Annotated in this window: 21 protein-coding genes; 6 read left to right on the forward strand and 15 right to left on the reverse strand. The window is 68.5% G+C overall.

Annotated features, from left to right (window positions below; translation table 11 throughout):
- Positions 1-151: 151 nt before the first annotated feature.
- The gene (locus WS75_RS15285; RefSeq protein ID WP_059681230.1) at positions 152-1,072 is read right to left on the reverse strand and encodes a LysR family transcriptional regulator; all 921 of its coding nucleotides are present in this window, start codon (positions 1,070-1,072) and stop codon (positions 152-154) included.
- A 79-nt stretch (positions 1,073-1,151) separates the two neighbouring features.
- Between WS75_RS15285 and WS75_RS15290 the strand changes: the two genes are divergently transcribed.
- The gene (locus WS75_RS15290; protein ID WP_059681231.1) at positions 1,152-2,075 is read left to right on the forward strand and encodes a carbon-nitrogen hydrolase family protein; all 924 of its coding nucleotides are present in this window, start codon (positions 1,152-1,154) and stop codon (positions 2,073-2,075) included.
- Positions 2,076-2,128: 53 nt separating this feature from the next.
- On the opposite strand, the gene WS75_RS15295 is transcribed toward WS75_RS15290, so the two are convergent.
- The 8 genes from WS75_RS15295 to WS75_RS15330 all read right to left on the reverse strand — a co-directional run bounded on the left by WS75_RS15295 (position 2,129) and on the right by WS75_RS15330 (position 11,368).
- Positions 2,129-2,815 (reverse strand): helix-turn-helix transcriptional regulator, encoded by a 687-nt coding sequence (locus tag WS75_RS15295; RefSeq protein ID WP_059465418.1) that lies wholly within the window; start codon positions 2,813-2,815, stop codon positions 2,129-2,131.
- 73 nt (positions 2,816-2,888) lie between these two features.
- Positions 2,889-3,305: a VOC family protein gene (locus WS75_RS15300; protein ID WP_059681232.1), complete on the reverse strand. Its 417-nt coding sequence runs from the start codon at positions 3,303-3,305 to the stop codon at positions 2,889-2,891.
- A gap of 293 nt (positions 3,306-3,598) precedes the next feature.
- Positions 3,599-4,897: a THUMP domain-containing class I SAM-dependent RNA methyltransferase gene (locus tag WS75_RS15305; protein ID WP_059681233.1), complete on the reverse strand. Its 1,299-nt coding sequence runs from the start codon at positions 4,895-4,897 to the stop codon at positions 3,599-3,601.
- Positions 4,898-5,064: 167 nt separating this feature from the next.
- Positions 5,065-7,188 carry a site-specific recombinase gene (locus WS75_RS15310; protein ID WP_059681234.1) on the reverse strand — a complete coding sequence of 708 codons (2,124 nt, stop codon included), beginning with the start codon at positions 7,186-7,188 and terminating at the stop codon, positions 5,065-5,067.
- Between the two features lie 527 nt (positions 7,189-7,715).
- The gene (locus WS75_RS15315) at positions 7,716-8,453 is read right to left on the reverse strand and encodes a PqiC family protein (protein ID WP_059681235.1); all 738 of its coding nucleotides are present in this window, start codon (positions 8,451-8,453) and stop codon (positions 7,716-7,718) included.
- Entirely contained in the window at positions 8,450-10,069 is a 1,620-nt protein-coding gene (locus WS75_RS15320) for a PqiB family protein (RefSeq protein ID WP_059681236.1), read from the reverse strand. Before WS75_RS15320 ends, WS75_RS15315 begins: the two co-directional genes overlap by 4 nt.
- A complete protein-coding gene (locus tag WS75_RS15325; RefSeq protein ID WP_059681237.1) occupies positions 10,062-10,691 on the reverse strand; it encodes a paraquat-inducible protein A in 630 nt (209 codons plus the stop codon). Before WS75_RS15325 ends, WS75_RS15320 begins: the two co-directional genes overlap by 8 nt.
- The gene (locus WS75_RS15330) at positions 10,688-11,368 is read right to left on the reverse strand and encodes a paraquat-inducible protein A (RefSeq protein ID WP_059681238.1); all 681 of its coding nucleotides are present in this window, start codon (positions 11,366-11,368) and stop codon (positions 10,688-10,690) included. Before WS75_RS15330 ends, WS75_RS15325 begins: the two co-directional genes overlap by 4 nt.
- A gap of 258 nt (positions 11,369-11,626) precedes the next feature.
- Between WS75_RS15330 and WS75_RS15335 the strand changes: the two genes are divergently transcribed.
- The 4 genes from WS75_RS15335 to WS75_RS15350 all read left to right on the forward strand — a co-directional run bounded on the left by WS75_RS15335 (position 11,627) and on the right by WS75_RS15350 (position 14,857).
- Complete coding sequence (locus tag WS75_RS15335; protein ID WP_059681239.1) at positions 11,627-12,187, forward strand: cytochrome b; 561 nt, start codon at positions 11,627-11,629, stop codon at positions 12,185-12,187.
- An 8-nt stretch (positions 12,188-12,195) separates the two neighbouring features.
- Positions 12,196-12,756, forward strand: a complete 561-nt coding sequence (locus tag WS75_RS15340) for a YceI family protein (protein ID WP_059681302.1) — start codon at positions 12,196-12,198, stop codon at positions 12,754-12,756.
- A 66-nt stretch (positions 12,757-12,822) separates the two neighbouring features.
- A complete protein-coding gene (locus WS75_RS15345; RefSeq protein WP_059681240.1) occupies positions 12,823-13,404 on the forward strand; it encodes a YceI family protein in 582 nt (193 codons plus the stop codon).
- A gap of 175 nt (positions 13,405-13,579) precedes the next feature.
- The gene (locus WS75_RS15350; protein ID WP_059681241.1) at positions 13,580-14,857 is read left to right on the forward strand and encodes an MFS transporter; all 1,278 of its coding nucleotides are present in this window, start codon (positions 13,580-13,582) and stop codon (positions 14,855-14,857) included.
- 21 nt (positions 14,858-14,878) lie between these two features.
- Here WS75_RS15350 and WS75_RS15355 read toward each other — a convergent pair whose 3' ends face one another.
- From WS75_RS15355 to queA, 6 genes are all read right to left on the reverse strand, one after another.
- The gene (locus tag WS75_RS15355; RefSeq protein WP_082729605.1) at positions 14,879-16,417 is read right to left on the reverse strand and encodes a S41 family peptidase; all 1,539 of its coding nucleotides are present in this window, start codon (positions 16,415-16,417) and stop codon (positions 14,879-14,881) included.
- Between the two features lie 158 nt (positions 16,418-16,575).
- The gene (gene secF / locus WS75_RS15360; RefSeq protein ID WP_059465429.1) at positions 16,576-17,526 is read right to left on the reverse strand and encodes a protein translocase subunit SecF; all 951 of its coding nucleotides are present in this window, start codon (positions 17,524-17,526) and stop codon (positions 16,576-16,578) included.
- A gap of 18 nt (positions 17,527-17,544) precedes the next feature.
- Positions 17,545-19,566, reverse strand: coding sequence for a protein translocase subunit SecD (gene secD / locus WS75_RS15365; protein WP_059681242.1), 2,022 nt, complete (start codon positions 19,564-19,566; stop codon positions 17,545-17,547).
- 106 nt (positions 19,567-19,672) lie between these two features.
- Entirely contained in the window at positions 19,673-19,996 is a 324-nt protein-coding gene (yajC, locus tag WS75_RS15370; RefSeq protein WP_006476868.1) for a preprotein translocase subunit YajC, read from the reverse strand.
- A 255-nt stretch (positions 19,997-20,251) separates the two neighbouring features.
- A complete protein-coding gene (gene tgt, locus WS75_RS15375) occupies positions 20,252-21,439 on the reverse strand; it encodes a tRNA guanosine(34) transglycosylase Tgt (protein ID WP_059681243.1) in 1,188 nt (395 codons plus the stop codon).
- A gap of 170 nt (positions 21,440-21,609) precedes the next feature.
- Positions 21,610-22,677, reverse strand: coding sequence for a tRNA preQ1(34) S-adenosylmethionine ribosyltransferase-isomerase QueA (queA, locus tag WS75_RS15380; protein WP_059681244.1), 1,068 nt, complete (start codon positions 22,675-22,677; stop codon positions 21,610-21,612).
- Between the two features lie 167 nt (positions 22,678-22,844).
- Between queA and recG the strand changes: the two genes are divergently transcribed.
- Positions 22,845-25,172 (forward strand): ATP-dependent DNA helicase RecG, encoded by a 2,328-nt coding sequence (gene recG, locus WS75_RS15385; RefSeq protein ID WP_059681245.1) that lies wholly within the window; start codon positions 22,845-22,847, stop codon positions 25,170-25,172.
- Positions 25,173-25,218: the final 46 nt, after the last annotated feature.

Consider the following 25,218-nt stretch of genomic DNA (forward strand, 5'->3'; position numbering starts at 1 on the left):
TCAGGTTAGACGAATCCGACCCCGGTCGTTCTATGCGGCGGCAACAGGTCTTCCCGATTGCCGCGATGCGCATCGGCGCCGCCCGCCTCGGTTGGCGGCCCGCCGAGGGGCGGAAGGTCCGATCGTCACGTGTCGAATCACGCCCCGTTTTTCACGGCGCGACGATCGTCGCGACGCAGGCGGCGATCGTGTCCCGCACGCGCACGATCGCCGGGTCGCGCTGCGTGCTCGTGCGCCAGCCGATTTCCACCGGGTAGACCGGCAGCTCGACCGGGCACGCGAGCGCGCGCAGCGACGTCGACTGCGCGATCGCGCGAGCCGCATGCGCCGGTATCGTCGCCACCGCGTCGGAGCCGGCGAGCAGGTACGGCAGCGCCGCGAAATGCGTGGTTGACGCCGCGACGCGCCGTTTGTGGCCGAGCGCGGCCAGGGCTTCGTCGACGATCCCGATCACGCCGCCCGACGACACGAGCAGGTGATCGCGTTGCACGAAATCGGCGAGCGCGAGCGTGCGCGGCGCGTGCGCGCGGCCGGCCGGATCGATGAGGCACGCGTAGCCGCCCGTCGCGACCGCGCGCCGGCTCAGCCCGTTCGCCGAGAAGCCGCCCGACGCGATCGCGAGATCGACGCCGTGCCGCAGCAGCGCGTCGCCGGCGATACCGCTGTGCGTCTGCCGAAAGATCAGCCGGATGCCCGGGGCTTCGCGTGCGACTGCGTCGATCAGCGCGCGGCCGAGCGCGATCTCGAAGTCGTCCGACAGGCCGATCGAGATCGTACGGCCGACCCGTTCGCCGCCGTCGGCCGCGATCGCGAGGCTTGCGCGGCAGCGGTCGAGCGCATCGGAGAGGATCGGCTTCAGTTCGTCCGCGCGCGGCGTCGGCGCGAGCCCGCGGCCGGTGCGCACGAACAGCGGATCGGCGTAGATCACGCGCAGCCGCGCGAGCGCCGCGCTCGCCGCCGATTGCGTGAGGCCGAGCCGCAGCGCCGCGCGGCTCGCGCCGCCTTCCTCGTACAGCGCCTCGAACACCTTCAGCAGGTTCAGGTCGAGCCCGACGATATCATCCGCATTCATGTCAGTTATCGTTTTATCGATTTGATCGATGAAATGATATCGATAAAGATGGCGTCACCCAGTCACCGGAGACGCTTTCATGTCCACCTCAGTTATCGCCGCGCTGCAGATCGGCGCATCGCCCGCCGGCACGCGCGCCACGCTCGACACGATCCTCGGCTACGAAGCCGCGATCCGCGACAGCGGCGCGTCGCTCGTCGTGCTGCCGGAGGCCGTGCTCGGCGGCTATCCGAAGGGCGAGATCTTCGGCACGCGGCTCGGCTACCGGCTGCCCGAGGGCCGCGACGCGTATGCGCGCTACGCCGCGCAGGCGATCGACGTGCCGGGCCCGGAAACCGACGAGCTGGCCGCGCTGTCGCAGCGCACGGGCGCGAGCCTGGTGGTCGGCGTGATCGAGCGCGGCGGCAGCACGCTGTACTGCACTGCGCTGTTCTTCGATCCGTGCGACGGGCTCGTCGCGAAGCACCGCAAGCTGATGCCGACCGGCACCGAGCGGCTGATCTGGGGGCAGGGCGACGGCTCGACACTGCCGGTGGTCGACACGGCCGCGGGCCGTGCGGGCGCCGCGATCTGCTGGGAGAACCACATGCCGCTCCTGCGCTGCGCGATGTATGCGAAAGGCGTGCAGATCTGGTGCGCGCCGACCGTCGACGAGCGCGACCTGTGGCAAATCTCGATGCGGCACATCGCGCACGAAGGGCGCTGCTTCGTCGTGAGCGCCTGCCAGGTGCAGCCGTCGCCGCGTGCACTCGGCATCGACGTGCCGGGCTGGGATCCCGAGCGGCCGCTGATCCGCGGCGGCAGCGTGATCGTCGGGCCGCTCGGCGACCTGCTGACGGAGCCGCTGATCGGCGAGGCCGGGCTCGTGACCGCGCGTATCGACACGGACGAGCTCGTGCGTGCGCGTTACGACTTCGACGTGGTCGGACACTATGCGCGCCCCGACGTGTTTTCGCTGCACGTCGACGAGCGGCCGAAGCGGTCAGTCGTGTTCGGGGAATGACGGGCGTTGCCGGGGCGCGGACGCCCGCGGCATGCGAACGGCGGCGGCGCGCGTCAGCGCATCGGCGCTTCCGCGATCCGCATGTAGTCGGCGATGCGCCGGCCTTCCATGTCCGGAAACTGCTCGTGCACGGTGATGTCGCCCATCCGCGCGATGTCGAAGGTGCGGAAGTCGTCGCGCAGCTCGCACCACGCGCCGATCGTCCAGCGTCCGCCCCAGTAGACGAGCCCGAGCGGCCACACGCGGCGCTTCGTGTGCGCGCCGAGCCGGTCGCGGTAGTCGAAGCTGACGACGTGATGCGTGTCGACCGCCTGGTGGATCGCGTCGACCTTCGCGCAGAATGTCTCGTCGATGTGGAACGAGGGCGCGAACACCGGCAGGCGATCGAGCGCGGTGCGCTTGTCGGCTGGCATCGCCGACGCGATCTTCGCGAGCGCCGAACGCGCGCCGCCCGCGAAGCGCGCGCCGCCCCAGGTCTCGAGCATCCGCGCGCCGGCCGCGAGTGCCGCGAGCTCCTCGGCGGTGAACGTGAGCGGCGGCAGGCTCGCGTTGCGGTTCAGCCGGTAGCCGATGCCGGCTTCGCCTTCGATCGGCACCCCTGACAGTTGCAGGTCGCGCACGTCGCGATAGACCGTGCGCGGCGACACCGACAGCCAGTCGGCGAGCTGCTGCGCGGTCGTGAGACGACGCCCGCGCAGCAGCTCGGCGATCTGGAACAGGCGGTCGGCACGGCGCGTCATGGCTGAACCTCGACTCCAACGGCTACGGGGACTTCGCGATGATAGCGCCGCGCCGGCCGGATCGTAGACGCGCTCAGTGGCATTTCGGTGCGTGCAGGCCGACGCGGTTGCCTTCGGTATCGATCAGGTAGCCGATGTAACCGTAGTTGTTCGGCAACTCGACGACCGAGCCCTGCACGACGCCGCCTGCGCGTTTCGCGCGCTCGAGCGCCGCGACGACCGATTCGCCGGCGTTCAGGTACACGAGCACGCCGTTCGCGCTCGGCTTCATCTGCTGCGGATCGAACACGATGCTGCCGCCCGTGCTCGACGCTTCGTGATCGAACACGGCCATCGGCACGCCGCCGATGACTTCGCGCTGCAGCGTCGTCTGCAGCACGGTTTCGTAGAAACGGATCGCCCGGTCGAAATCGAGGGACGGGATGTCGAACCACGCGATCGCGCGTTCCAGGGTTGCGGATTCGGTTGCTGCTGCAGTTGCGGACGTCATGACGAGCTCCTTGTTGTTCGGGTTCTTGATGGAAACCAGCCTTGCATTGCGCCGGGATTGCAGTGTGATCGCGGGCTGCTGACAGCGTGCTGTCAGTAGTCGTGGCGGTGCTGACAAAAGGGAGGGGGCTGACGGCTTCGGCGGGCAAGGGCGGTGCGCGAGCCGCATCGGCGCGCGGGTGGCGGCGCGGCGCGCGGGCACTGCCCGCGTGGGGGCGGTGGAAAGAAAAACGCCCGGCTCAGGCCGGGCGTCGTCTGGGTGCCAGCAGGCGGCCGCGGCGGCCGGCTCGCGTGTCAGGCGTCGCCTTCCGGCGCGGCGGGGCGTGCCTTCACGCTGCCGGCGATCAGGTCGAAGCGGAACAGCCGGCATTCGAGCGCGCCGTTGAACAGCGGCGTCTTCGCCGATTCGCGCAGGCGCAGCTGGCCCGGCAGCGACCGGTCCGACGTCAGCAGGAATGCCTGCCAGCCCGTGAAGCGCTGCTTGAGCGCATCGCCGAGCGCGTTGAAGAATTCGCTGTCCGGTGCGTCGGTGTGCGTGCGGCGGAATGCGTCGTCGTTGCCGCGGTTGCGGCCCGTCTCGCGCACCTCGCCGCGCGCGCTGCGGCCGCGCACCTCGATCCGCTCGCCGTACGGCGGGTTCGCGAGGATGATGCCCGGGCCGTCGCACGGCGGCGTCATCCCGCGCGCATCGACCTGCTTGAGCCACACCGACGGCACGCCCGCGCGCTCGAGGTTTGCGCGCGCCTTCTCGAGCATGTCGCCCGAGATGTCGCTGCCGTACACGCCGAGCGAATCGCGCTTGCCGCGCGCCGCGCGCTTCGCGTCGAGCGCCGCGACCTTCAGGCCCTGCCATGCGGTGATGTCGTACTGCTTGAGCTTTTCGAAGCCGAACCGGCGCTCGACGCCCGGTGCGACGCCGAGCGCGATCTGCGCGGCTTCCGCGAGGAAGGTGCCGCTGCCGCACATCGGGTCATACAGCGGCGTGCCGGGCGTCCAGCCCGTCAGGCGCAAGATGCCGGCCGCGAGGTTCTCGCGCAGCGGCGCCGCGCCCTTGTCGAGGCGCCAGCCGCGCTTGAACAGCGGCTCGCCCGACGTGTCGAGGTACAGCGTGCATTCGTTGGCCGTCAGGAACGCGAACACGCGCACGTCCGGCGCGCCGGTGTCGATGCTCGGGCGTGCGCCGGTCTTGTCGCGCATCCGGTCGCAGATCGCGTCCTTCACGCGCAGCGTCGCGAATTCGAGGCTCTTCAGCGGCGACTTGATCGCGGTGATGTCGACGCGCAGCGTCTGCGTCGATGCGAACCAGCGCTCCCATGGCTGCTCGAGCGCGAGCGCGTAGACGTCCTGTTCGTTGCGGTACGCGCGGTGCGCGATCTTCAGCAGGATCCGGCTCGCGATTCGCGAATGGAGGTTTGCGGCCATGCCGGCGGTCCAGCCGCCGCGGAAATGCACGCCGCCCGGCACCTGCGCGCCCGCGGTGAACGGCGCGCCGTCCAGATGTCGGCCGGCGATTTCGGCCAGCTCGGCGGCAAGCGCCGCTTCGAGGCCGCGCGGGCAGGGAGCGAAGAATTCGTACAGGGTGGGCGAGGACATAAAGGCGGGTGAGGACGTGCAAAAGTCCACTATTGTACGCGGCGCGAGCGGCCGGAGCCGGCGTTGCATCCGATTCGGGACGCCGGTGCCGGTGCGCCGGGCCTGACGGCGAGCCGGCAGGCCCGCGCGGCGACGCATGCCTCGGGCTGCGCGCCGCCGTCGGACGGTCAGTGAGCGCCTGGCTGGCCGGCCCGCGCGGCCGGCGCGCCGGCCGGCCAGAACAGCGCGGACGGCTTCGACAGCACCGTGCGGACGATCGCGCCGACCAGCGCGCGCACCTTGGTGCGGCGCAGGCTGCGCGAGCGCACGGCCATCGTGAATGCGAGCGCGAAGCTCACGAGCACGTTGAGGATCGCCATGCTCAGGACGCCGGCGCAGGCCCACCACAGCTCGGGCGTGCCGAGCGCGCCCTTGCCGAGCACGCCGAGCGCGATCCCGATCGACCCGGCCGACAGCGTCACGTGGCGCACCTCGAACGGGAACAGGAACACGGTGACGATCGCCGGGATCAGGCCGAGCATCAGGCCGAGACCCACGTTGGCGACGACGCCCGCGACGTTCGAGCGACAGAAGTGCGCGAGTTTCGCGGCACCCGACGCGCCGAGCGTGAGCCGCAGCCGCCGGTTGTACGTGAGCGCGTCGCCGACCCGATGCAGCACGAACCAGTTGTCGGCCCAGCCCGCGAGCAGGCTCGACGCCCACAGCAGCACGCCCGTGAGCGCCGCATAGAATGGCGTCGGGCCCAGCAGCGAGAACGAGTGCAGCGTCGCGTGCGCCTTCTCTGGCGAGATCAGGTTCGCGTGCAGCAGGTTGCCGGCGCACAACTGCACGAGCAGGCACACGGGCAGCACGACGAGCACGTTGCCGGAAATCGCCGCGGCCTGCGTGCGGATCAGCGCGATCACCGACGCGACGAACGCCTTCACGCCTTCCTCGTGACCGGTGTCGTCGAGCTCGCGCGCGAGCGTCGGCGCGGTCATCGCGGGCTGCTTGGTCGCGAGCGTGAAATGCAGGAAGTGCATCAGCATGAAGCTCGCCGCGTAGTTGACGCCCGCGAGCAACCCTTCGAGCATCGACTGCAGGTGCGCGCCGGTGATCGCGAACTTCACGCACACGGTCACGACGGTGACGAGCCCGCCGCCCGCGGCCATCCGCAGCATCTTCAGGTACTCGGCGCGGCCGCGCGAGATGTAGTGCTCGCCGGTGTCCGCGTTGGTCTCGACGAGCTTGCGCGCGAACAGCGAGAAGTTGCTGCGCATGAGGTGCGCCACGCTCTGGCTGTTCTGGTTCGCGTCGACGAGTTCGGCCGTCAGGCGCGCCATCCCGTGCAGGTCTTCGCGTGCCATCCACGCGTTGAGCAGCATTTCCGCGCGCAGGATGCGCATGCGCATCCGTTCGACCTGGAACACGATGTCGACCGACACGCCGTTGCGGTACAGGTGCGCGAACACATCGTCGACGGCGATCCGGCATTCGTCGAGCAGCACGCGCAGGTAGTTCACCTCATGAAGCAGCTTGCTCGGGTCGCCGCCGTCCTCCACGGCCGCGTGCGCGGTCTCGACCGCGAGCATCGCGCGCGTGAGCCGATAGAACGGCTGCGTTTCGAGCGGCTTGCGCGCGTCGTCGTCGGACAGGCGGCTGCGCACCGTCTGCGACAGGCCGGTAGAGCTGATCTGGCAGGTCAGGTTGTGCAGCGCGGCCAGCAGGTCGCGCGAGAACGAGCCGGGCTCGTGGCGCTCTTCGTCGGTGACGTCGAACGAGAACAGCTCGGCGAGGCGCGCGAGCAGATCGTCGGGCAGCGCCTCGATCCATTGCGCGTCATCGGGTGCCGGGAACATCAGCGTGAACAGCGCCGTCAGTTCGCGGCGGTTCGGCGCGGGCGGGATCAGCGACGCGTCGATGCGCTCGAACAGCGCGCCGAAGAAACCGGAATGCACGGGCATCCCCGCGTCGCACAGCAACGAGATGCCGTCGCATTCGCGCAGGATCCCGCGCAGGATGCGCGCGGCGTGCGATTTCCATGCGGGATTGCGGTCGAGCACGTGGAACAGGTAGCGCAGCCGCGCGTGCGCCGGATACGCGCGCGCGTCGGCGTCGCGTTCGGCCGGCGTGTCGTGCGCGACCTGCATCGCGCCGTTGCGGCGCAGCCAGTGCGCGAGTTCGATCAGCCATTCGCTGCGTTCGGCGTACGACGCGTCCGCGTCGGCATGCGCAAGCAGCGCATCGAGCTGGTGGCCCGCATTGCGCGACGCGCGCCACTTCTTGATCAGGGTCGTCAGGGAACGAAACATAAACGGAATAGCGAAAGCCCTGGACGGGCGGGTTCGGGATGCCGGCCGGAACACGGCACGGCGCCGGGGAGAACGGTGAGGCTGGTCGGGTGCCGCGGACGATGCGCGGCGACCCGCGATGCGGCTGCCCCGGTGCGGACCACGCGGATCGCATGCGCGCCCCGGCAGACGCGGCGATCGGACCGGACGCGCCTGGCGGATCGCCGCCGGCGTGCGCGCACGACGAGCGGCGCGAGCCGGAAAGTGCGTAGGATCGTCAATCGGGCGCGAAAACGCAAGCCGACCGCGTTGCATGGTGCCGGTTCCGGCGGATTTTGACAAACAATGCAAAGCCGCCGTCCGGCCGATGGATGCAGAGCGGCGTGGGCGGCGTGGGCAGTGGCGGCGAGGGCGGCAGGTACGCGTGCGCGGTTGCACGCGCACGCGGATCGATGCCGACGATGATTATCGGGCGGCGTGTGTCGGGCGGTGTGTGCCGAATGCAGCCGTACCGCGGCATGCATCGGACGCCGGCCCGCGTGTCGCGCTTACGCGCCCGGCTTGCCGGTCGCGCCCGCGTTGTCGCCGGGCGTCGGACTGGCCGGGCAAGGCACGACGGGCGCGGCGGCCGTCGCCTTGCCGGACGTGGTCGTCGGGGTGGCCGACGCAGCCGCGGCTCCGCGCCGCGCAGCCATCGCGCGCACGCCGGACGCGGCCTGCGATGCGATCACGTCGAGCGCGCGCCGGTGGCCCGCGACGAGCGCGTCGTAGCCATCGGCGACCGGCTCCGCGACGCTCGTGCGACACGTCATCACGGCCTGCGTGCCGAGCGCGCGCACGCTCCACACCGCATCGATCGCCGCGCGTTTGCCGGGCCACGACTCGAAGCGCTGCACGTTCACGCTGATCCGATAGACGGGCACGCCGGCCGGATACGCGGAATTCGCGACGTCGATCGTGCCGAGCTGCGCGGCGAGGTCGTCGGACAACGCGCGGCGGATTTCGTCGGCGGGCGGCGCGGCCCAGCGCTCCTGTTCGAGCACGTCGACCTGCGCGGCGTTCTTCTGCACGACGAGCTGGTTCTTCGCGACCTGCTCGGGCACGCCGACGGACGGCACCTCGATCAGGAACGACGGGTTGGCGGGCGCGCTACGCACGGGCGCGGCTGCGTCGGCCGGGCTCAGTGTATAGAACCGCGCGGGCGGCGAGCTGCACGCGGCGAGTGCAAGCGCGGCGAAGACTGCCGCCGCGCCGCTCGCGACGATGTTCGCGCGTGTCGTCGTCATTGTTGATCTCCTGGCTTGCCCTTGAGCAGCGATTCGGGATGGCGCTCCAGATAGTCGGCGAGCGCGTTCAGCGATTGCAGCGTGCGCGTGAGTTCCTTCAGTGCGCCGCGCACGTCGGACTGCAGCGGCGAATCCTGCTGCAGCGTCGCTTCGGCGGTCGAGAAGGTCTGCTTCGCGGCCGACAGCGTGTCGCGCGCTTCCGGAGCGACCTGCGTGTCGAGCTGCTTGAACAGCTTGTCGGCGTTCGACAGCGCGCTGTTCAGGTTCGCGCCGATCTGGTCGAACGGCACCTTGTCGAGCTTCTTCGCGATGTCGGCGACCTGCAGCTGCAGTTCGTCGAGCGTGTTCGGCACGGTCGGCAGCTCGAGCGGCTGGCGTGCCGCGTCGATCTCCACGACCGGTGCCTTCGGGAAGAAGTCGAGCGCGACATAAAGCTGGCTCGTCAGCAGGTTGCCGGTGCGCAGCTGGCCGCGCAGCCCGTGCCTGACGAGGCGCGTGACGATCTCGCGGCGGCCCGGTTCGCCCTTGCTCTCGATCGTTTCGCGGAAGCGCGGGCCGAGCCGCTCCGGATACACGTTCATCGTCACCGGCATCAGGAAGTTCTTGGTCTTCGGATCGAAGTCGATGCCGATGTTCGTCACTTCGCCGAGCACGATGCCGCGGAAGTCGACCGGCGCGCCCACCGCGAGCCCTCGCAGCGACTGGTTGAAGTTCATCACGACCTGCAGCGGCTGGCCGTCCGGATCGCGCATCGCGTCTGCCTCGTCGGAGCCGAGGCGGAAGGTCGTGTTGTTCGGCGCCGTCGCGCCGCTGCCCTGGTTCGGCGGCGTCTGGAACGCGATGCCGCCGAGGATCACGGTCGCGAGCGACTGCGTGTTCAGCTTCAGGCCGCTCGAATCGAGCCGCAGGTCGACGCCGCTCGCCTGCCACCAGCGCGAGTTCACGCCGACGTACTGGTCGTACGGCGCGTTCACGAACACGTTGAACGTGACGCCCGTGCCGTCCTTGTCGAGCGAGAAGCCGACCACCTGGCCGACCTGCACGCGGCGGTAGTAGACGGGCGAGCCGATGTCGACCGAGCCGAGGGAATCGCCGCGCAGCACGTATTGCGTGCCCTTCTGGTCGCCGGTCACGGCCGGCGGCGTCTCGAGGCCGGTGAAGTCGGTCTGCGTGTCCTGCCCGTGGCCGGCATCGACGCCGATGTACGCGCCCGACAGCAGCGTGCCGAGCCCCGACACGCCGGTCGCGCCGACGCGCGGACGCACGATCCAGAAGCGCGAGCCCTTGACCGCGAAGTCCTCGGCTTCCTTCTTCAGTTGCACCTGGACGAGCACGCGCGACAGGTCCTTCGACAGCTTGATCGTCTTGACCATGCCGATCTCGACGTCCTTGTACTTCACCTGCGTCTTGCCCGGCTCGAGCCCTTCCGCGCTGTGGAAGCTGATCGAGATTTCCGGGCCGCGCTCGCGCACCGACTTGATCACGAGGCCGATACCGATCAGCGCGGCGATCAGCGGCACGAGCCAGACGAGCGACGGCAGCCAGCCGCTTTTCGTCGAGATCGCCGGATCGGGCGGCCGGGACGCGTCTTGTTGCGGGCCTTGCGGACTATTCATGGTGTTTCCCTGAGGTTTCGACTGGATCCCAGATCAGGCGGGGATCGAACTGCATCGACGCGAGCATCGTCAGGATCACGACCGAGCCGAACGCGAGCGCGCCGGGGCCGGCCGTGATGACGGCGAGCGAACGGAAATGGACGAGCGCGACGGTGAGCGTCACGACGAAGATGTCGAGCATCGACCAGCGGCCGATCCGCTCGACGATCCGGTACAGGAGCGTGCGCTGCAGCGGCCGCCACACGGTGCGCCGCTGCGCGGTGCCGACGAGGATCGTCAGCACGCCGAGCTTGAGCATCGGCACGAGGACGCTGGCGACGAATACGACGACCGCGAGCGGCCAGTCGCCGGACGTCCAGAAATAGATGACGCCGCTCATGATCGTGTCGTCCTGCGAGCCGACGATCGACGACGTGCGCAAGATCGGCAGCAGGTTCGCCGGAATATAGAGGATCGCGGCCGCGATCAGCAGCGCCCAGGTGCGCATGATGCTGTTCGGCGTGCGGAAGTGAAGCGTGCTGCCGCAGCGCGCGCAATGCGCGTGCGGATGGTCGATCGTCTGCACGAGCCCGCATGCGTGGCAGCTGGCGTAGCCCTCGCGGGCGGCGGTCGGCATCGTCATTGGCGGGGCGCTTGCGGCGGCGCGGTGCCGTCGGGCGTGGCGGATGTGGCGGATGTGGCGGGCGTGCGCCCGGCGCGCAGGTCGTCGGCGATGTCCCACAGCGTGCGTGGATCGAACATCAGCACGACGGCGGTCATCAGCGTGAGGGCGCCGAACGCGAACAGCGCCGCGTCGGGCACGACGCGCGCGAGGCTCACCATCTTCACGATCGTCACGACGATCCCGAGCATGAACACCTCGATCATCCCCCACGGCCGCACGAACTGGATCGTGCGCAGCACGAAATTGAGGCCCGGCGGCACGACGCCACGCCGGATCGGCAGCAGCACGTAAAGCAGTGCGGCCATCTCGACGAGCGGGAACAGCACGGTCGAGCAGAACACCATCACGCCGACGATCTCCATGTCCTGATGCCACAGCGCGTCGATCGCGCCAATCAGTGTCGTCTGCACGCGGGTGCCGTTCAGGTCCATTTCGAGGATCGGGAACGCCTGCGCGATGACGAACGTGACGAGTGCCGCGACCGCAAGCGCGCTGATGCGCTCGATCTGCGTGGTGCTGTTGCGATAGAGCAGTGCGTCGCAGCGCGGGCAGCGCGCGATTTCGCGACCGCTCAGGCGCGGTTTATGCAACAGTGCGTCGCATTCGTGGCAGGCAATCAGGTCGTGTCGTTGCATGGAAAAGGCGGTTGTGCGACGGGCGGGGAACGCGTCGACGGGGCCGGAACCCGCGCCAATCTTACCAAAACAGCTTTTTCGGCGTGTCAACGCCCCGTTACCGCGTGACTGGGCGGTAACATAACGCAAACCTGGCAGCAGGATGACTCGCCTGTCCTCGGAGTCCGCGCGAGACAAAAGGTTGCGGTAGCATGGCGCCCTTGACAAGCGTCGGACGAATTTACCGGCGCAGCCGTTCGCTCAACTGAGGAATCCATGATGGCATCGAAATCGCCGCCGGCCTCGCCGGCACGCTACGGTCACACCGCGATCGCGCTGCACTGGCTGATCGCGCTCCTGATCGTCTGCGGCTTCGCACTCGGCTGGGTGATGACCGACATTCCCGGTTTCACGCCGACGAAGCTCAAGTACTTCTCGTGGCACAAGTGGATCGGCGTGACGGTGTTCGCGCTCGCCGTCGTGCGCGTGCTGTGGCGCGCGACCCACCGGCCGCCGCCGCTGCCGGGCGGCACGCCGGCGTGGCAGCGTGCGGTGTCGCACGGCGTGCACATGCTGCTGTACGTGCTGATGATCGTGATTCCGGTGACGGGCTACCTGTATAGCTCCGCGTCGAACATTCCGGTCGTCTATCTCGGCATCGTGCCGCTGCCGCGCCTGATCGATCCCGATCCTGTGCTGAAGGAAACCTTCAAGACGCTGCACGTGTCATTGAATTACATTCTGCTTGCGCTCGTCGCCATGCATGTGCTCGCGGCGCTCAAGCACCAGTTGTTGGACCGCGACGGCCTGCTGTCGCGGATGCATCCCTTTGCCAAATGAAGGATCCCATGAAAGTGTCTTTCTCCCGCTCCATGCTGACCGCGTTCGCTGCGGTGTCACTTCTCGCGTCGGCCGCGGCGCACGCCGACGTCGATCTCGCGAAGAGCAAGGTGTCCGCCGTGTCGAAGCAGATGAACGTGCCGACCGAAGGCGCATTCAGGAAGTTCTCCGCGCAGGTTAAGTTCGACCCGGCCAAGGCCGCGCAGGGCAGCGCGCAAATGACGATCGACGTCGCGAGCTTCGACCTCGGCGACAAGATGTACAACGACCAGGTCGCGGGCAAGGACTGGTTCGACGCAAAGACGTATCCGCAGGCGACCTTCGCGTCGTCGGCGATCGCGCCGGCGGGCGGCAACAAATACAACGTGACCGGCAAGCTGACGATCAAGGGCAAGTCCGAGACCGTCACGGTGCCCGTCACGGTCACGCAGAGCGGCTCGACGCAGACCTTCGACGGCGTGCTGCCGATCAAGCGTTCGGCGTTCAACGTCGGCACCGGCGAGTGGAAGGACACGTCGATCGTCGCCGACGAAGTGCAGATCAAGTTTCATCTCGTCGCCACGAAGTAAGCGGCGGGTTGTCGCATCACCCCGAATGCCGCGCGAGGGCGCGGCGCTGTTTCAAGGAGAAAGCGTTTGAAAAAGCATCTGATCATCGCCGCGGGCGCGCTGGCCGCTTCGCTGTCGTTCTCGGCATTCGCTGACAGCGCGACGTACCAGTTCGACCCGAGCCACACGTACCCGAGCTTCGAGGCCGACCACTTCGGCGGCCTGTCGGTCTGGCGCGGCAAGTTCGACAAGTCGAGCGGCACCGTGACGCTCGACCGCGCGGCGAAGACCGGTACGGTCGACGTGACGACCGACATCGCGTCGATCCACACGGGCAGCGCGAAGCTCGACGAGCACCTGCAGACGGCTGAGTTCTTCGACGTCTCCAAGTTCCCGCAGGCGAACTACAAGGGCACCATCAAGTTCGACGGCGACAAGCCGGTGTCGGTGGTCGGTAACCTGACGATGCACGGCGTCACGAAGCCGGTCACGCTGAAGATCGATTCGTTCAAGTGCATGCCGCATCCGATGCTCAAGCGCGAAGTGTGCGGCGTCGACGCGGTCGGCGAATTCAGCCGCGACGATTTTGGCCTCGACTACGGCAAGCAGTACGGCTTCAAGATGAAGACGAAGCTGCTGATCACGGCCGAAGCCGTCAAGCAGCAGTAACGCGCGCGGCCGGGCTGGCCGCCGCGTTACGCCGCCGGCCCGTCGCGAGCCAGCCGCCGCGCTCCCGTTTTCAGGGGGCGCGGCGGCTTTTTTTACGCGCCTATAATCGTCGGCGCAGCGCGCGGCGCGAGAATCGGCGCGCCGGACACAACGTACAACGACAAGGAGATCGCCGATGCATGCCGTCACGCAGTCCAGCTCCATTGCCTCGTCGCCGCGCGTGTGGCGCGCGGTGGTCGCCGCGTCGATCGGTAACGCGCTCGAGTGGTTCGACCTCGTCGTCTACGGCTTCTTCGCGGTGACGATCTCGAAGCTGTTCTTTCCGGCCGGCAACGACACCGTGTCGCTGTTGCTCACGCTCGGCACGTTCGGCGTGTCGTTCTTCATGCGCCCGCTCGGCGCGATCGTGCTCGGCGCGTACGCCGACCGCGCGGGCCGCAAGGCCGCGCTTACGCTGTCGATCCTGCTGATGATGGCCGGCACGCTGGTGATCGCGGTGCTGCCGACCTACCAGACGATCGGCGTCGCGGCGCCGCTGATCCTCGTCGCCGCGCGGCTGATGCAGGGTTTCTCCGCCGGCGGCGAATTCGGCAGCGCGACCGCGTTCCTGGCCGAGCACGTGCCGGGCCGGCGCGGCTTTTTCGCGAGCTGGCAGGTCGCGAGCCAGGGGCTCACGACGCTGCTCGCCGCCGGCTTCGGCACCGTGCTGAACGCACAGCTCACGGCCGACCAGATGGCCGTGTGGGGATGGCGTATCCCGTTCTTCTTCGGGCTGCTGCTCGGGCCCGTCGCGTACTACATCCGCTCGAAGGTCGACGAGACGCCCGAATTCCTCGCCGCCGAAAGCACCGCGAGCCCGCTGCGCGACACGCTCGCGTCGCACAAGGCACGGCTCGTCGCCGCGATGGGCGTGGTGGTGCTCGGCACCGTCGCGACCTATCTCGTGCTGTTCATGCCGACCTACGGCGTGAAGCAGCTCGGCCTTGCGCCGTCGGCCGCGTTTGCCGCGATCCTCGTCGTCGGCGTGATCCAGATGGCGTTCGCACCGCTCGTCGGCCACTGGTCGGATCGTTACGGACGCGTGCGCGTGATGCTCGCGCCGGCCGTCGGCATCCTCGTGCTGATCTATCCGGCGTTCGCGTACCTGGTCGCCCATCCGGGCTTCGGCACGCTGATCGCGCTGCAGGTGCTGCTCGCGTTCCTGATGACCGGCTATTTCGCGGCGCTGCCCGGGCTGCTGTCCGAAGTGTTTCCGGTGCAGACGCGCACGACCGGGATGTCGCTTGCGTATAACGTCGCGGTGACGATCTTCGGTGGCTTCGGGCCGTTCATCATCGCGTGGCTGATCCGCGCCACCGGGATGAAGACCGCGCCGAGCTTCTACCTGATGTTCGCGGCCGTGCTGAGCCTCGCGGCGCTGATCGTGCTGCGCCGGCGGTTCGGGTTCCGGTGACGCGGGGGGCGCGGCGGCGCGTCAGTCGCTGCCGTGCTCACATACCGGCTGCGCCGGCATCAGTTGCGCGGGCGCGGCGACGGTCTGCACCGGCCGGCCGGCGAGTGCGTCAAGCGCCTGCCGGAGCTGCCAGTCGGCCTCCGTGCCGAATTCCCGCTGCGGCAGCGCCGCGCTCTTCGACGTATCGATTTTCTCGCGCACGCGCGCTTCGCGCAGTTTCTGCCGTGCCTTGCGTGTCAGGGCGAACGGATCGGGTGCCAGCCGGTCCGCATACGGCGCGCGGGCGAGATCGACTTCGCGGTACCACAGCAGCACGCCATCGACGTCCGAGTCGTGGCGCGGCGGCACGAGCCAGTCCGGCACGACGCCGTAACCGTCCATCGGGCAGCCGTTCGGCCGCAGGTTGCGCGCGAACGTGAAACTGATGCGCGTGCCGTCGATCAGGTCGACGCCGGTTTGCGCGAGCCCCTTTCCGTAGGTTGGCATCCCGAGCAGCCGCGCGCGGCCGAGATCCTTCAGTGCCGCCGCTGTCGCTTCGGCGGCCGACGCGCTCTGTCCGTCGACGAGCACGACGAGCGGCACGGTGCGCCACCAGTCGTCTGCCTGCAGCGGTGCGAGCGGATCCTGGCCGTGCATGACCGGCAGTTCGTAGTCGGGCCAGTTGGTCGTGAAGCGGCGGCGCTTCGTGCCGTCGCGCTCGAGCGTCACCATCGCGGTGCGGTCGCGCCCGGCGAACAGCGCGGTGATGCCGATCGCCGCATTCAGTGCGCCGCCGCCGTTGATGCGCAGGTCGAAGATCACGCCTTTCACGGGCGGCCCCGCGCGGCGCGCGGCCTGCACCGCGTCGATATAGTTGCCGACCGCGGGCTCCGGGAAGCTCGACAGCCGCGTGTACAGGATGTCGCCGGCGAGCCGCTTGGCGGTCGCCGGGTGTGGCCGGACGATTGCGCGCACCGGCGCGAGGGTCAGCGTCGCATGGTCAGGGCCACGCCGGATCGTGAGCTTCAGCGGCACGCCCGCGTCGCCCTTCGCGAGATTCACGACCTCGCTGCTGTCGAGCCCGACGACGCTCCGGTCGTTCATCGCGACGACGAGATCGTCGGGCCGCACGCCGGCCTGTTCGGCGGGCGCGTCCGGGATCACGTCGATGATGTGCAGCCCGTCGGGCCGCGTCTCGAACACGATGCCGATGCCCGGCGTGCCGTCGCGTGCGCGGCGCTCGTCGTCGCGCCGTTCCTGTTCCTCCTTTGCGTTGAAGAAGCGCGCGTACGGCAGCGTCTTGATTCCGTCGTGCACGGTGGCGTCGAGCAACGCGCCGATGTCGACGTCGGTCAGGTGCTGCTTCTTCAGCACTTCGACCGCGGCCTTCAGCTCGCAGAGCTGCGGTTCCCAGTCGGGCGGGCAGGGTGACGGTTGTGAGGCCGCGGCAGCAGCAGCGGCGGGCGGGGCGGACGCGGATTGCGCGCGGGCGGCCGATGCGCATGCAACGAACGCAGCCGCGGCGGCGGCACCGGTACTCCAGGCGACGATGCGATGAACGACACGCGTGGCAGGCATCATGAGGACCGCGGCTTGGACGGGTGGCTGGGCGGGATGGTGAAGCGATTGTAGCCGACGGTCCGTGCGGTCGCGCCGGAGGAAGCGGGCGCGGCTCGCGCATGAAAAAAGGCCGGTCCAACAGGGCCGGCCTTCTGGTATCCGCCGAAACGACGCGGTGTTTAAACCTGCGCGCCTGCGTTCGGATCGTCCGGATCGTGTGCCGTCTTCTTTTCCTTGATGAGGTCTTCGCGCTTGATGCCGAGCCACATCGCGAGCGAGCCCGCGACGAACACCGACGAGTAGATGCCGAACATGATGCCGACCGTCAGCGCGAGCGCGAAGTAGTGGAGGGTCGGGCCGCCGAAGAAGAACATCGACAACACCATCATTTCCGTCGACGTGTGCGTGATGATCGTCCGCGACATCGTGGTCGTGATCGCGTGGTTGATCACCTCCGACACGCTCATCTTGCGTTCGCGGCGGAACGTTTCGCGGATCCGGTCGAAGATGACGACCGACTCGTTGACCGAGTAGCCGAGCACCGCGAGAATCGCCGCGAGCACCGCCAGCGAGAACTCCCACTGGAAGAACGCGAAGAAGCCGAGAATGATCACGACGTCGTGCAGGTTCGCAATGATGCCGGCGACCGCGTACTTCCATTCGAAGCGGATCGACAGGTAGATCACGATGCCGATCACCACGCACGCGAGCGCGAGGAGACCGTCGGTCGCGAGTTCGCGGCCGACCTGCGGGCCGACGAACTCGACGCGCTGCAGCGTCACGTCCGGGCTCTGCGCCTTCAGCGCGGTCATCACCTGGTCGCTCTGCTGCGCGGACGTGAGGCCTTCCTTCAGCTGCAGGCGGATCAGCACGTTGCGCGACGTGCCGAAGTTCTGCACCTGCGCGTCGGCGTAGCCGAGCTTGCCGAGCGTGTCGCGCACGGGCTCGAGCTGCGCGGCCTGCTGATACTGCACCTCGATCACCGTGCCGCCGGTGAATTCGACGGACAGGTGCAGCCCGCGGTGGAACAGGAAGAACACGGCGGCGAGGAACGTGACCAGCGAGATCACGTTGAACACCAGCGCGTGCCGCATGAACGGAATGTCTTTACGGATGCGGAAAAATTCCATGGCTTCGTCTCCGGGGCCTTATTGGGTCGAGCCCGGTTTCTTCGGCGACACGCCTTGCTGCGCGCGGTTGCGCAGTTGCGGCTTGCCGGCGCGCGGTGCGTTGCCCTTCGCGGGTGCGGCGAGCTTCGCGGCGCGCGCGGTGTCGGTCGATTCGTCGGCCGCGGCGAACGACGCGCCGGCCGTGGCGCCTTCCGGCCTCCACACCTGGCCGATCGCGAGCGACTTCAGCTTCTTGCGGCCGCCGTACCAGAGGTTGACGATCCCGCGCGAGAAGAACACCGCGGAGAACATCGACGTCAGGATGCCGAGGCAGTGCACGATCGCGAACGCGCGAACCGGGCCCGAGCCGAATGCGAGCAGCGCGAGGCCGGCGATCAGCGTCGTGACGTTCGAGTCGAGAATCGTCGCCCACGCGTGCGCGTAGCCGGCCTGGATCGCGATCTGCGGCGGCTGGCCGGCGCGCAGTTCTTCACGCACGCGCTCGTTGATCAGCACGTTCGAGTCGATCGCCATGCCGAGCGCGAGCGCGATTGCCGCGATACCGGGCAGCGTCAGCGTCGCCTGCATCAGCGACAGCACCGCGACGAGCAGCAGCAGGTTCACGGACAGGCCGATCACCGAGATCACGCCGAACAGCATGTAGTACGCGATCATGAACACGGCGATCGCGCAGAAGCCCCAGATCACCGAGTGGACGCCCATCTTGATGTTGTCCGCGCCGAGGCTCGGGCCGATCGTGCGTTCCTCGATGATGTCCATCGGTGCGGCGAGCGAACCGGCGCGCAGCAGCAGCGCGAGGTCTGCCGCCGCCTGCGGCGTCGGCTGGCCCGTGATCTGGAAGCGGTCGCCGAGTTCGGACTGGATCGTCGCGACCGTCAGCACCTCGCCCTTGCCCTTCTCGAACAGCACCATTGCCATCGGCTTGCCGATGTTCTCGCGCGACACCGCGCGCACCGAGCGGCCGCCCGCCGAGTCGAGGCGGATGTTGACCGACGGACGCTGGTGTTCGTCGAAGCCGGCCGACGCATCGATGATGCGGTCGCCGGTGAAGATCACTTCCTTCTTCAGCAGAACGGGCGCCTGGTTGCCCTGCGTGAACAGCTCCTCGCCCGGAGGCACGGGGTCGTTCGGGTTCGGATGCGTGTTGATCGGATCGGCGAGGCGCGCCTCGAGCGTCGCGGTGCGGCCGATGATGTCCTTCGCCTTCGCGGTGTCCTGCACGCCCGGTAGTTCGACGACGATGCGGTCGCTGCCTTGCTGTTGCAGGATCGGCTCGGACACGCCGAGTTCGTTCACGCGGTTGTGGAGCGTCGTCAGGTTCTGCTTGAGCGCGGCGTCCTCGACGGACTTCTGCACGGCCGGCGTGAACGTGCCGACGACTTGCGTGCCGCCGCCGCCGGGCTGGGTCGCCCATTGCAGTTCGGTGACCGACGCGGCGAGCACCTTGCGGGCGTCTTCCGCCGTCTGCGCGTCGCTGAAGTTGACGACGACGGACTGGTCGACGCGGCTCACGCCGCCGTCGCGGATGTTCTTGTCGCGCAGCAGCGTGCGCGCGTCGGACGCGTCGGAGTCGAGCTTCTTCGTGAGCGCGCCCGTCATGTCGACCTGGAGCAGGAAGTGGACACCGCCGCGCAGGTCGAGGCCGAGATACATCGGCAGTGCGTGCAGCGCGGTCAGCCAGCGCGGCGACGCGCTTTGCAGGTTCAGTGCGACGACGTACTGCGGATCGTTCGGATCGGCGTTCAGCGACTTCTGCAGCAGGTCCTTGACGCGCAGCTGCGTATCGGTGTCCTTCAGGCGCACGCGGATGTTCGCGTTGGACGCCGTGTTCTCGAAGGTGACGTCGTCCGGCGTGATCTGCGCGGAGGCGAGCGCGGATTCGACCTGGGTCAGCGTGGTCGAGTCGAGCTTGACCGTGGCCTTGCCGCTCGACACCTGCACCGCCGGCGCTTCGCCGAAGAAGTTGGGCAATGTGTACAGAAGGCCGATGGCGAGCGCCACGACCATCACGACATATTTCCAGAGTGGATAACGATTCATGAGGGGGCCGAACGGGTGGTTGGCGTGAAAGCGTCGCGTCCGGCGCCGCGGCGGCCCGCTCTCTCAGGCGGGCACGACGCGGGGAGCCGGACGCTCGGTGAAAGCCTTACAGCGACTTGATCGTGCCCTTCGGCAGAATGGTCGTGACGGCAGCCTTCTGCACGGTGATTTCGGTGCCTTCGGCGATTTCGACGCCGATGTAGCCTTCGGTGACCTTCGTCACCTTGCCGACGAGGCCGCCGCTCGTGACGACTTCGTCACCCTTCGCCATGGCCGCGAGCATGTTGCGGTGTTCCTTCTGGCGCTTCATCTGCGGACGGATCATGATGAAGTACAGCACCGCGAACATCAGGATGAGCGGCAGGAAGCTCATCAGGCTCGATTCGGCGCCACCGGCACCTTGCGCGAAGGCATTGGAAATGAACGGCACGTTGGTCTCTCCGTAGGGGAAGATCGAAAATTAAGCCGGTTATTCTACCACCGGCCCCATGTGCAAACGGCGCAGCAAATGCGCTTTCGGATCAAGCTGTTAAAGCATGAACCGGCACCGTCGCGACGCGTTTGGAAAGGCAATTGTAATATTCGGCGGCCACAACTGGCGGCCGGGACGCGATATTTAGTACACGTCCCATGTGACGTGGCGCGGTGCGGGCGGCGGTGCACAGCCACGCGGCCCGCCGGCCGGTCAGTCGACCCCTCTCGCGCGATCCTCCGCGAAGCGCTGGCGGAATGCGTCGAACGTATGGGTCTCGATCGCGTCGCGGATCTCGCTCATCAGCTTCAGGTAGTAGTGCAGGTTGTGGATCGTGTTGAGCTGCGCGCCGAGAATTTCGCCGACGCGGTGCAGGTGGTGCAGGTAGCCGCGCGAGAAGTTCTGGCACGTGTAGCACGTGCAGCTCGCGTCGAGCGGCTTCAGCGAATTCTTGTGCGTCGCGTTGCGGATCTTCACGTCGCCGAAGCGCGTGAAGAGCCACCCGTTGCGTGCGTTGCGGGTCGGCATCACGCAGTCGAACATGTCGACGCCGTTCGCGACGCCCTCGACCAGATCCTCCGGCGTGCCGACGCCCATCAGGTAGTGCGGCTTGTTGGCCGGCAGCTTCGGGCCGACGTGCCGCAGCACGCGCATCATGTCTTCCTTCGGCTCGCCGACCGACAGCCCGCCGATCGCGAGGCCGTGGAAGCCGAGCTCCGACAGGCCCGCGAGCGATTCGTCGCGCAGGTCTTCGAACATCCCGCCCTGGACGATCCCGAACAGCGCGTTCGGGTTGCCGAGCCGGTCGAACTCGTCGAGCGAGCGTTTCGCCCAGCGCAGCGACATGCGCATCGAGTCGGCCGCTTCCTTGTGCGTGGTCGGCACGCCGTTGGTCGCGTACGGCGTGCATTCGTCGAACTGCATCACGATGTCGGAGTTCAGCACCTTCTGGATCTGCATCGACACTTCCGGCGACAGGAACAGCTTGTCGCCGTTGATCGGCGACGCGAACGTCACGCCATCCTCGGTGATCTTGCGCAGGTCGCCGAGCGAGAACACCTGGAAGCCGCCCGAGTCGGTCAGGATCGGCTTGTTCCAGCCCATGAAGCCGTGCAGGCCGCCGTGCGCGTCGATCGTCTCGAGGCCGGGGCGCAGCCACAGGTGGAACGTGTTGCCGAGAATGATCTGCGCCTTGATCTCGTGCAACTCGCGCGGCTGGATCGCCTTGACGGTGCCATACGTGCCGACCGGCATGAAGATCGGCGTCTCGACCACGCCGTGGTTGAGCTTCACGCGGCCGCGGCGCGCATGGCCGTCGGTCGTCAGCAGTTCGAATTCGAGCCCGTTGGCCGGGCGGTCCTGCACGGGAGCGTGCGTATCGTGGGATGAACCTTCGGTCATCGCGTCATTCTCCTTGCCACCGGAGAACAGTCCGGCGCATGTTGGAAACGCCGCCGGCAAGCCGGCGGTGGGGAAAAGCGGGCGCGCGCCATCAGAGCGCGCGCAGCGGGACAACGGGAGCCACGGCGGCTGCGCGGTCGCGGGCCCGTGCGTCTTCGCACCTGCCGCGCTTACGCGCGCGGCGCCTCCGGCGTGTCGCGCCGCGTGAGCAGCATCGCATCGCCGTAGCTGAAGAAGCGGTAGCGTTCGTCGATCGCGTGCCGGTACGCGGCGCGGATCGTCTCGACGCCCGCGAACGCGGACACCAGCATCAGCAGGGTCGACTTCGGCAGGTGGAAGTTCGTGACGAGCCGGTCGACGACGCGGAAACGGTAGCCCGGCGTGATGAAGATGTCGGTCTCGGCCTGCGTCGCCGCGAGCGGGTGGCCCGCTTCGTCGGCGCTGCGCGCCGCGGCTTCGAGCGCGCGCATCGACGTCGTGCCGACCGCGATCACGTTGCCGCCGCGCGCGCGGGTCGCGGCGATCTTGTCGACGAGTGATTGCGGCAGGTCGTACCACTCGCTGTGCATCCGGTGCTCGGCGATGTTCTCGACGCGCACCGGCTGGAACGTTCCGGCGCCCACGTGCAGCGTCAGCGTCGCGCGCTCGACGCCCATCGCGTCGAGCTTGTCGAGCAGCGGCTGGTCGAAATGGAGCCCGGCCGTGGGCGCCGCGACCGCGCCCGGCTTGCTCGCATAGACGGTCTGGTAGCGCGTCTCGTCGTTCGCGTCGGCGTCGTGCTCGATGTACGGCGGCAGCGGCAGGCGGCCGTGCTGCTCGATCAGCGTGAGGCACGGCTCCGGGAAATGCAGCGTGAAGAACGGCTCGACGCGCTCGCCGACCGTCACGTCGAACGCGTCGGCGAGGCGCAGCGTCGTGCCGGCGCCCGGCGACTTGCTCGCGCGGATCTGCGCGAGCGCGGTGTGCGTGCCGGTCACGCGCTCGATCAGCACCTCGATCTTGCCGCCACTGGCCTTCTGGCCGAAGAAGCGCGCCTTCAGCACCTTGGTATCGTTGAACACGAGCAGGTCGCCGGGTGCGATGCACGACGGCAGCTCGGCGAAGCGGCGGTCGACGAGGCGCGTGGGGTCGACGGTGCCATCGACCTCGAGCAGGCGGCTCGCGGTGCGGTCGGGCAGTGCGGTTTGCGCAATCAGCTCGGGGGGCAGATTGAAATCGAAATCGGAAAGCGTGAACATGCGGGCTGGTTCGAAACGGCCGGCGGGCGCCGCCGACAGGGCGGAAACGCATGAATGGGGCGCGCAAGCCGCTATGATGGCGGGATGCGCGGCCTGGCCGGCGTCGTTCGTTCGGACGACGTGAAAGCCGCTATTGTACTTGCCTTGCGAAGCACCCAGACGATCCGATGCCTGTGTCACCACGCCGTTCCTCTGCCGCTGTTGCCGATTCCGCCGATCCGTTCGACGCGGACGATGCCGCGTTACACGCGCAAAGTGTGGAACCGCGCGGTGCCGCGCCGCGCCGCGCGGGCCCGAAGCGCGGCGCCGACGGGCGGCTCGCGCAGCCGGCCGCCGCCGCGCCCGACGTCGAACCGGGCGCGGGCAGCGACGACGCGGGGGCAGCCGGTACGCCCGGCGCGAAGCGCAAGAAGAAGCTGGCCGCCGACAAGCCCGTGAAGACCGCCGACAAGCTTGCGAAGCTCGGCCTCACACGCTCGATCGATCTCGTGCTGCATCTGCCGATGCGCTACGAGGACGAAACCACGCTCACGCCGATCGGCGAACTGCTGCCGGGCGGCGTCGCGCAGACCGAGGGCGTGGTGTTCGACAACGAAGTCGCATACCGGCCGCGGCGCCAACTCGTCGTGAAGATCCAGGACGACGACGGCGAGCAGCTCGTGCTGCGCTTTCTCAATTTCTACGGCTCGCAGGTCAAGCAGATGGCGGTCGGCCAGCGGCTGCGCGTGCGCGGCGACGTGCGCGGCGGCTTCTTCGGGATGGAGATGGTGCATCCGGCCGTGCGCGTCGTCGAAGCCGATGCGCCGCTGCCGCAGGTGCTCACGCCCGTCTATCCGAGCACGGCCGGCGTGTCGCAGGCCTATCTGCGCAAGGCGATCGAGAACGCGGTCGAGCGCACGCCGCTGCCCGAGCTGCTGCCGCCCGAGATCGAACGCGACTACCTGAAGCCGCTCGGCGTGCCGACGCTCGCGCAGGCCGTGCGCATCCTGCACCACCCGGGCGTCGATTCCGATGAAGCCGCGCTGATGGACGGCTCGCATCCGGCGTGGACGCGCATCAAGTTCGAGGAACTGCTCGCGCAGCAGCTGTCGCTCAAGCGTGCGCACGAGGAGCGCCGCACGCGCGCGGCGCCAGCGATGCCGCGCCGCGCCGCGACCGATGCCGACGCGCTGACGACGCGTCTCTACGCGGCGCTGCCGTTCACGCTGACGGGCGCGCAGTCGCGCGTCGTCGACGAGATCGCGCATGACCTCACGCTCGCGCATCCGATGCAGCGGCTGCTGCAGGGCGACGTCGGTAGCGGCAAGACGGTCGTCGCGGCGCTGGCGGCCACGCAGGCGATCGACGCCGGCTACCAGGCCGCGCTGATGGCGCCGACCGAAATCCTCGCGGAGCAGCACGCGCGCAAGCTGCGCGCATGGCTCGAACCGCTCGGCGTATCGGTCGCCTGGCTCGCGGGCAGCCTGAAGGCGAAGGAGAAGCGCGCGGCGATCGAGGCCGCGGCGCTCGGCACCGCGCAGCTCGTGATCGGCACGCACGCGATCATCCAGGACACGGTCGAATTCGCGCGGCTCGGCCTCGTGATCGTCGACGAGCAGCACCGCTTCGGCGTCGAGCAGCGTCTCGCGCTGCGCGCGAAGGCCGCGAACGCGGCCAACGGCGCGCGCGATTTCCAGCCGCACCAGCTGATGATGTCGGCCACGCCGATTCCGCGCACGCTCGCGATGACGTATTACGCGGATCTCGAGGTGTCGACGATCGACGAGTTGCCGCCGGGCCGCACGCCGGTGCTGACGCGCCTCGTCGGCGATGCGCGGCGCGAAGAGGTGATTGCCCGCGTGCGCGAGGCCGCGCTGACCGGCCGCCAGGTCTATTGGGTGTGTCCGCTGATCGAGGAGAGCGAGACGCTGCAGCTGCAGACGGCCGTGGAGACCTACGAGACGCTGGCCGCGGCGCTGCCCGAACTGAAGGTCGGGCTCGTGCACGGGCGGCTGTCGCCGGCCGACAAGGCGGCCGTGATGGAAGCCTTCACGCGCAACGACGTGCAGTTGCTCGTTGCGACGACCGTGATCGAGGTCGGCGTCGACGTGCCGAACGCGTCCCTGATGGTGATCGAGCACGCGGAGCGCTTCGGCCTCGCGCAGCTGCATCAGCTGCGCGGCCGCGTCGGGCGCGGCACCGCGGCGTCGGTGTGCGTGCTGCTGTACTCGGGCCCGCTGTCGCTGACCGGCCGTGAGCGGCTGAAGACGATGCGCGAGACGACCGACGGCTTCGAGATCGCGCGGCGCGACCTCGAAATTCGCGGCCCCGGCGAATTTCTCGGCGCGCGCCAGTCCGGCGCCGCGATGCTGCGCTTCGCGAACCTCGAGACCGACGGCTGGCTGATCGACCCGGCCCGCGATGCGGCAGCGCGGCTGATCGCCGCGTATCCCGACGTGGTCACGCAGCACCTCGCTCGCTGGCTCGGCGGGCGGGAGCAGTATCTGAAGGCCTGATTCGCGCATTCAGGGACGGATACGAAACCGTCATTCAGCGGTGAAT

It is taken from the genome of Burkholderia sp. FL-7-2-10-S1-D7, assembly GCF_001524185.1.
In the GTDB taxonomy this organism is placed as follows: Bacteria; Pseudomonadota; Gammaproteobacteria; order Burkholderiales; family Burkholderiaceae; genus Burkholderia; species Burkholderia diffusa.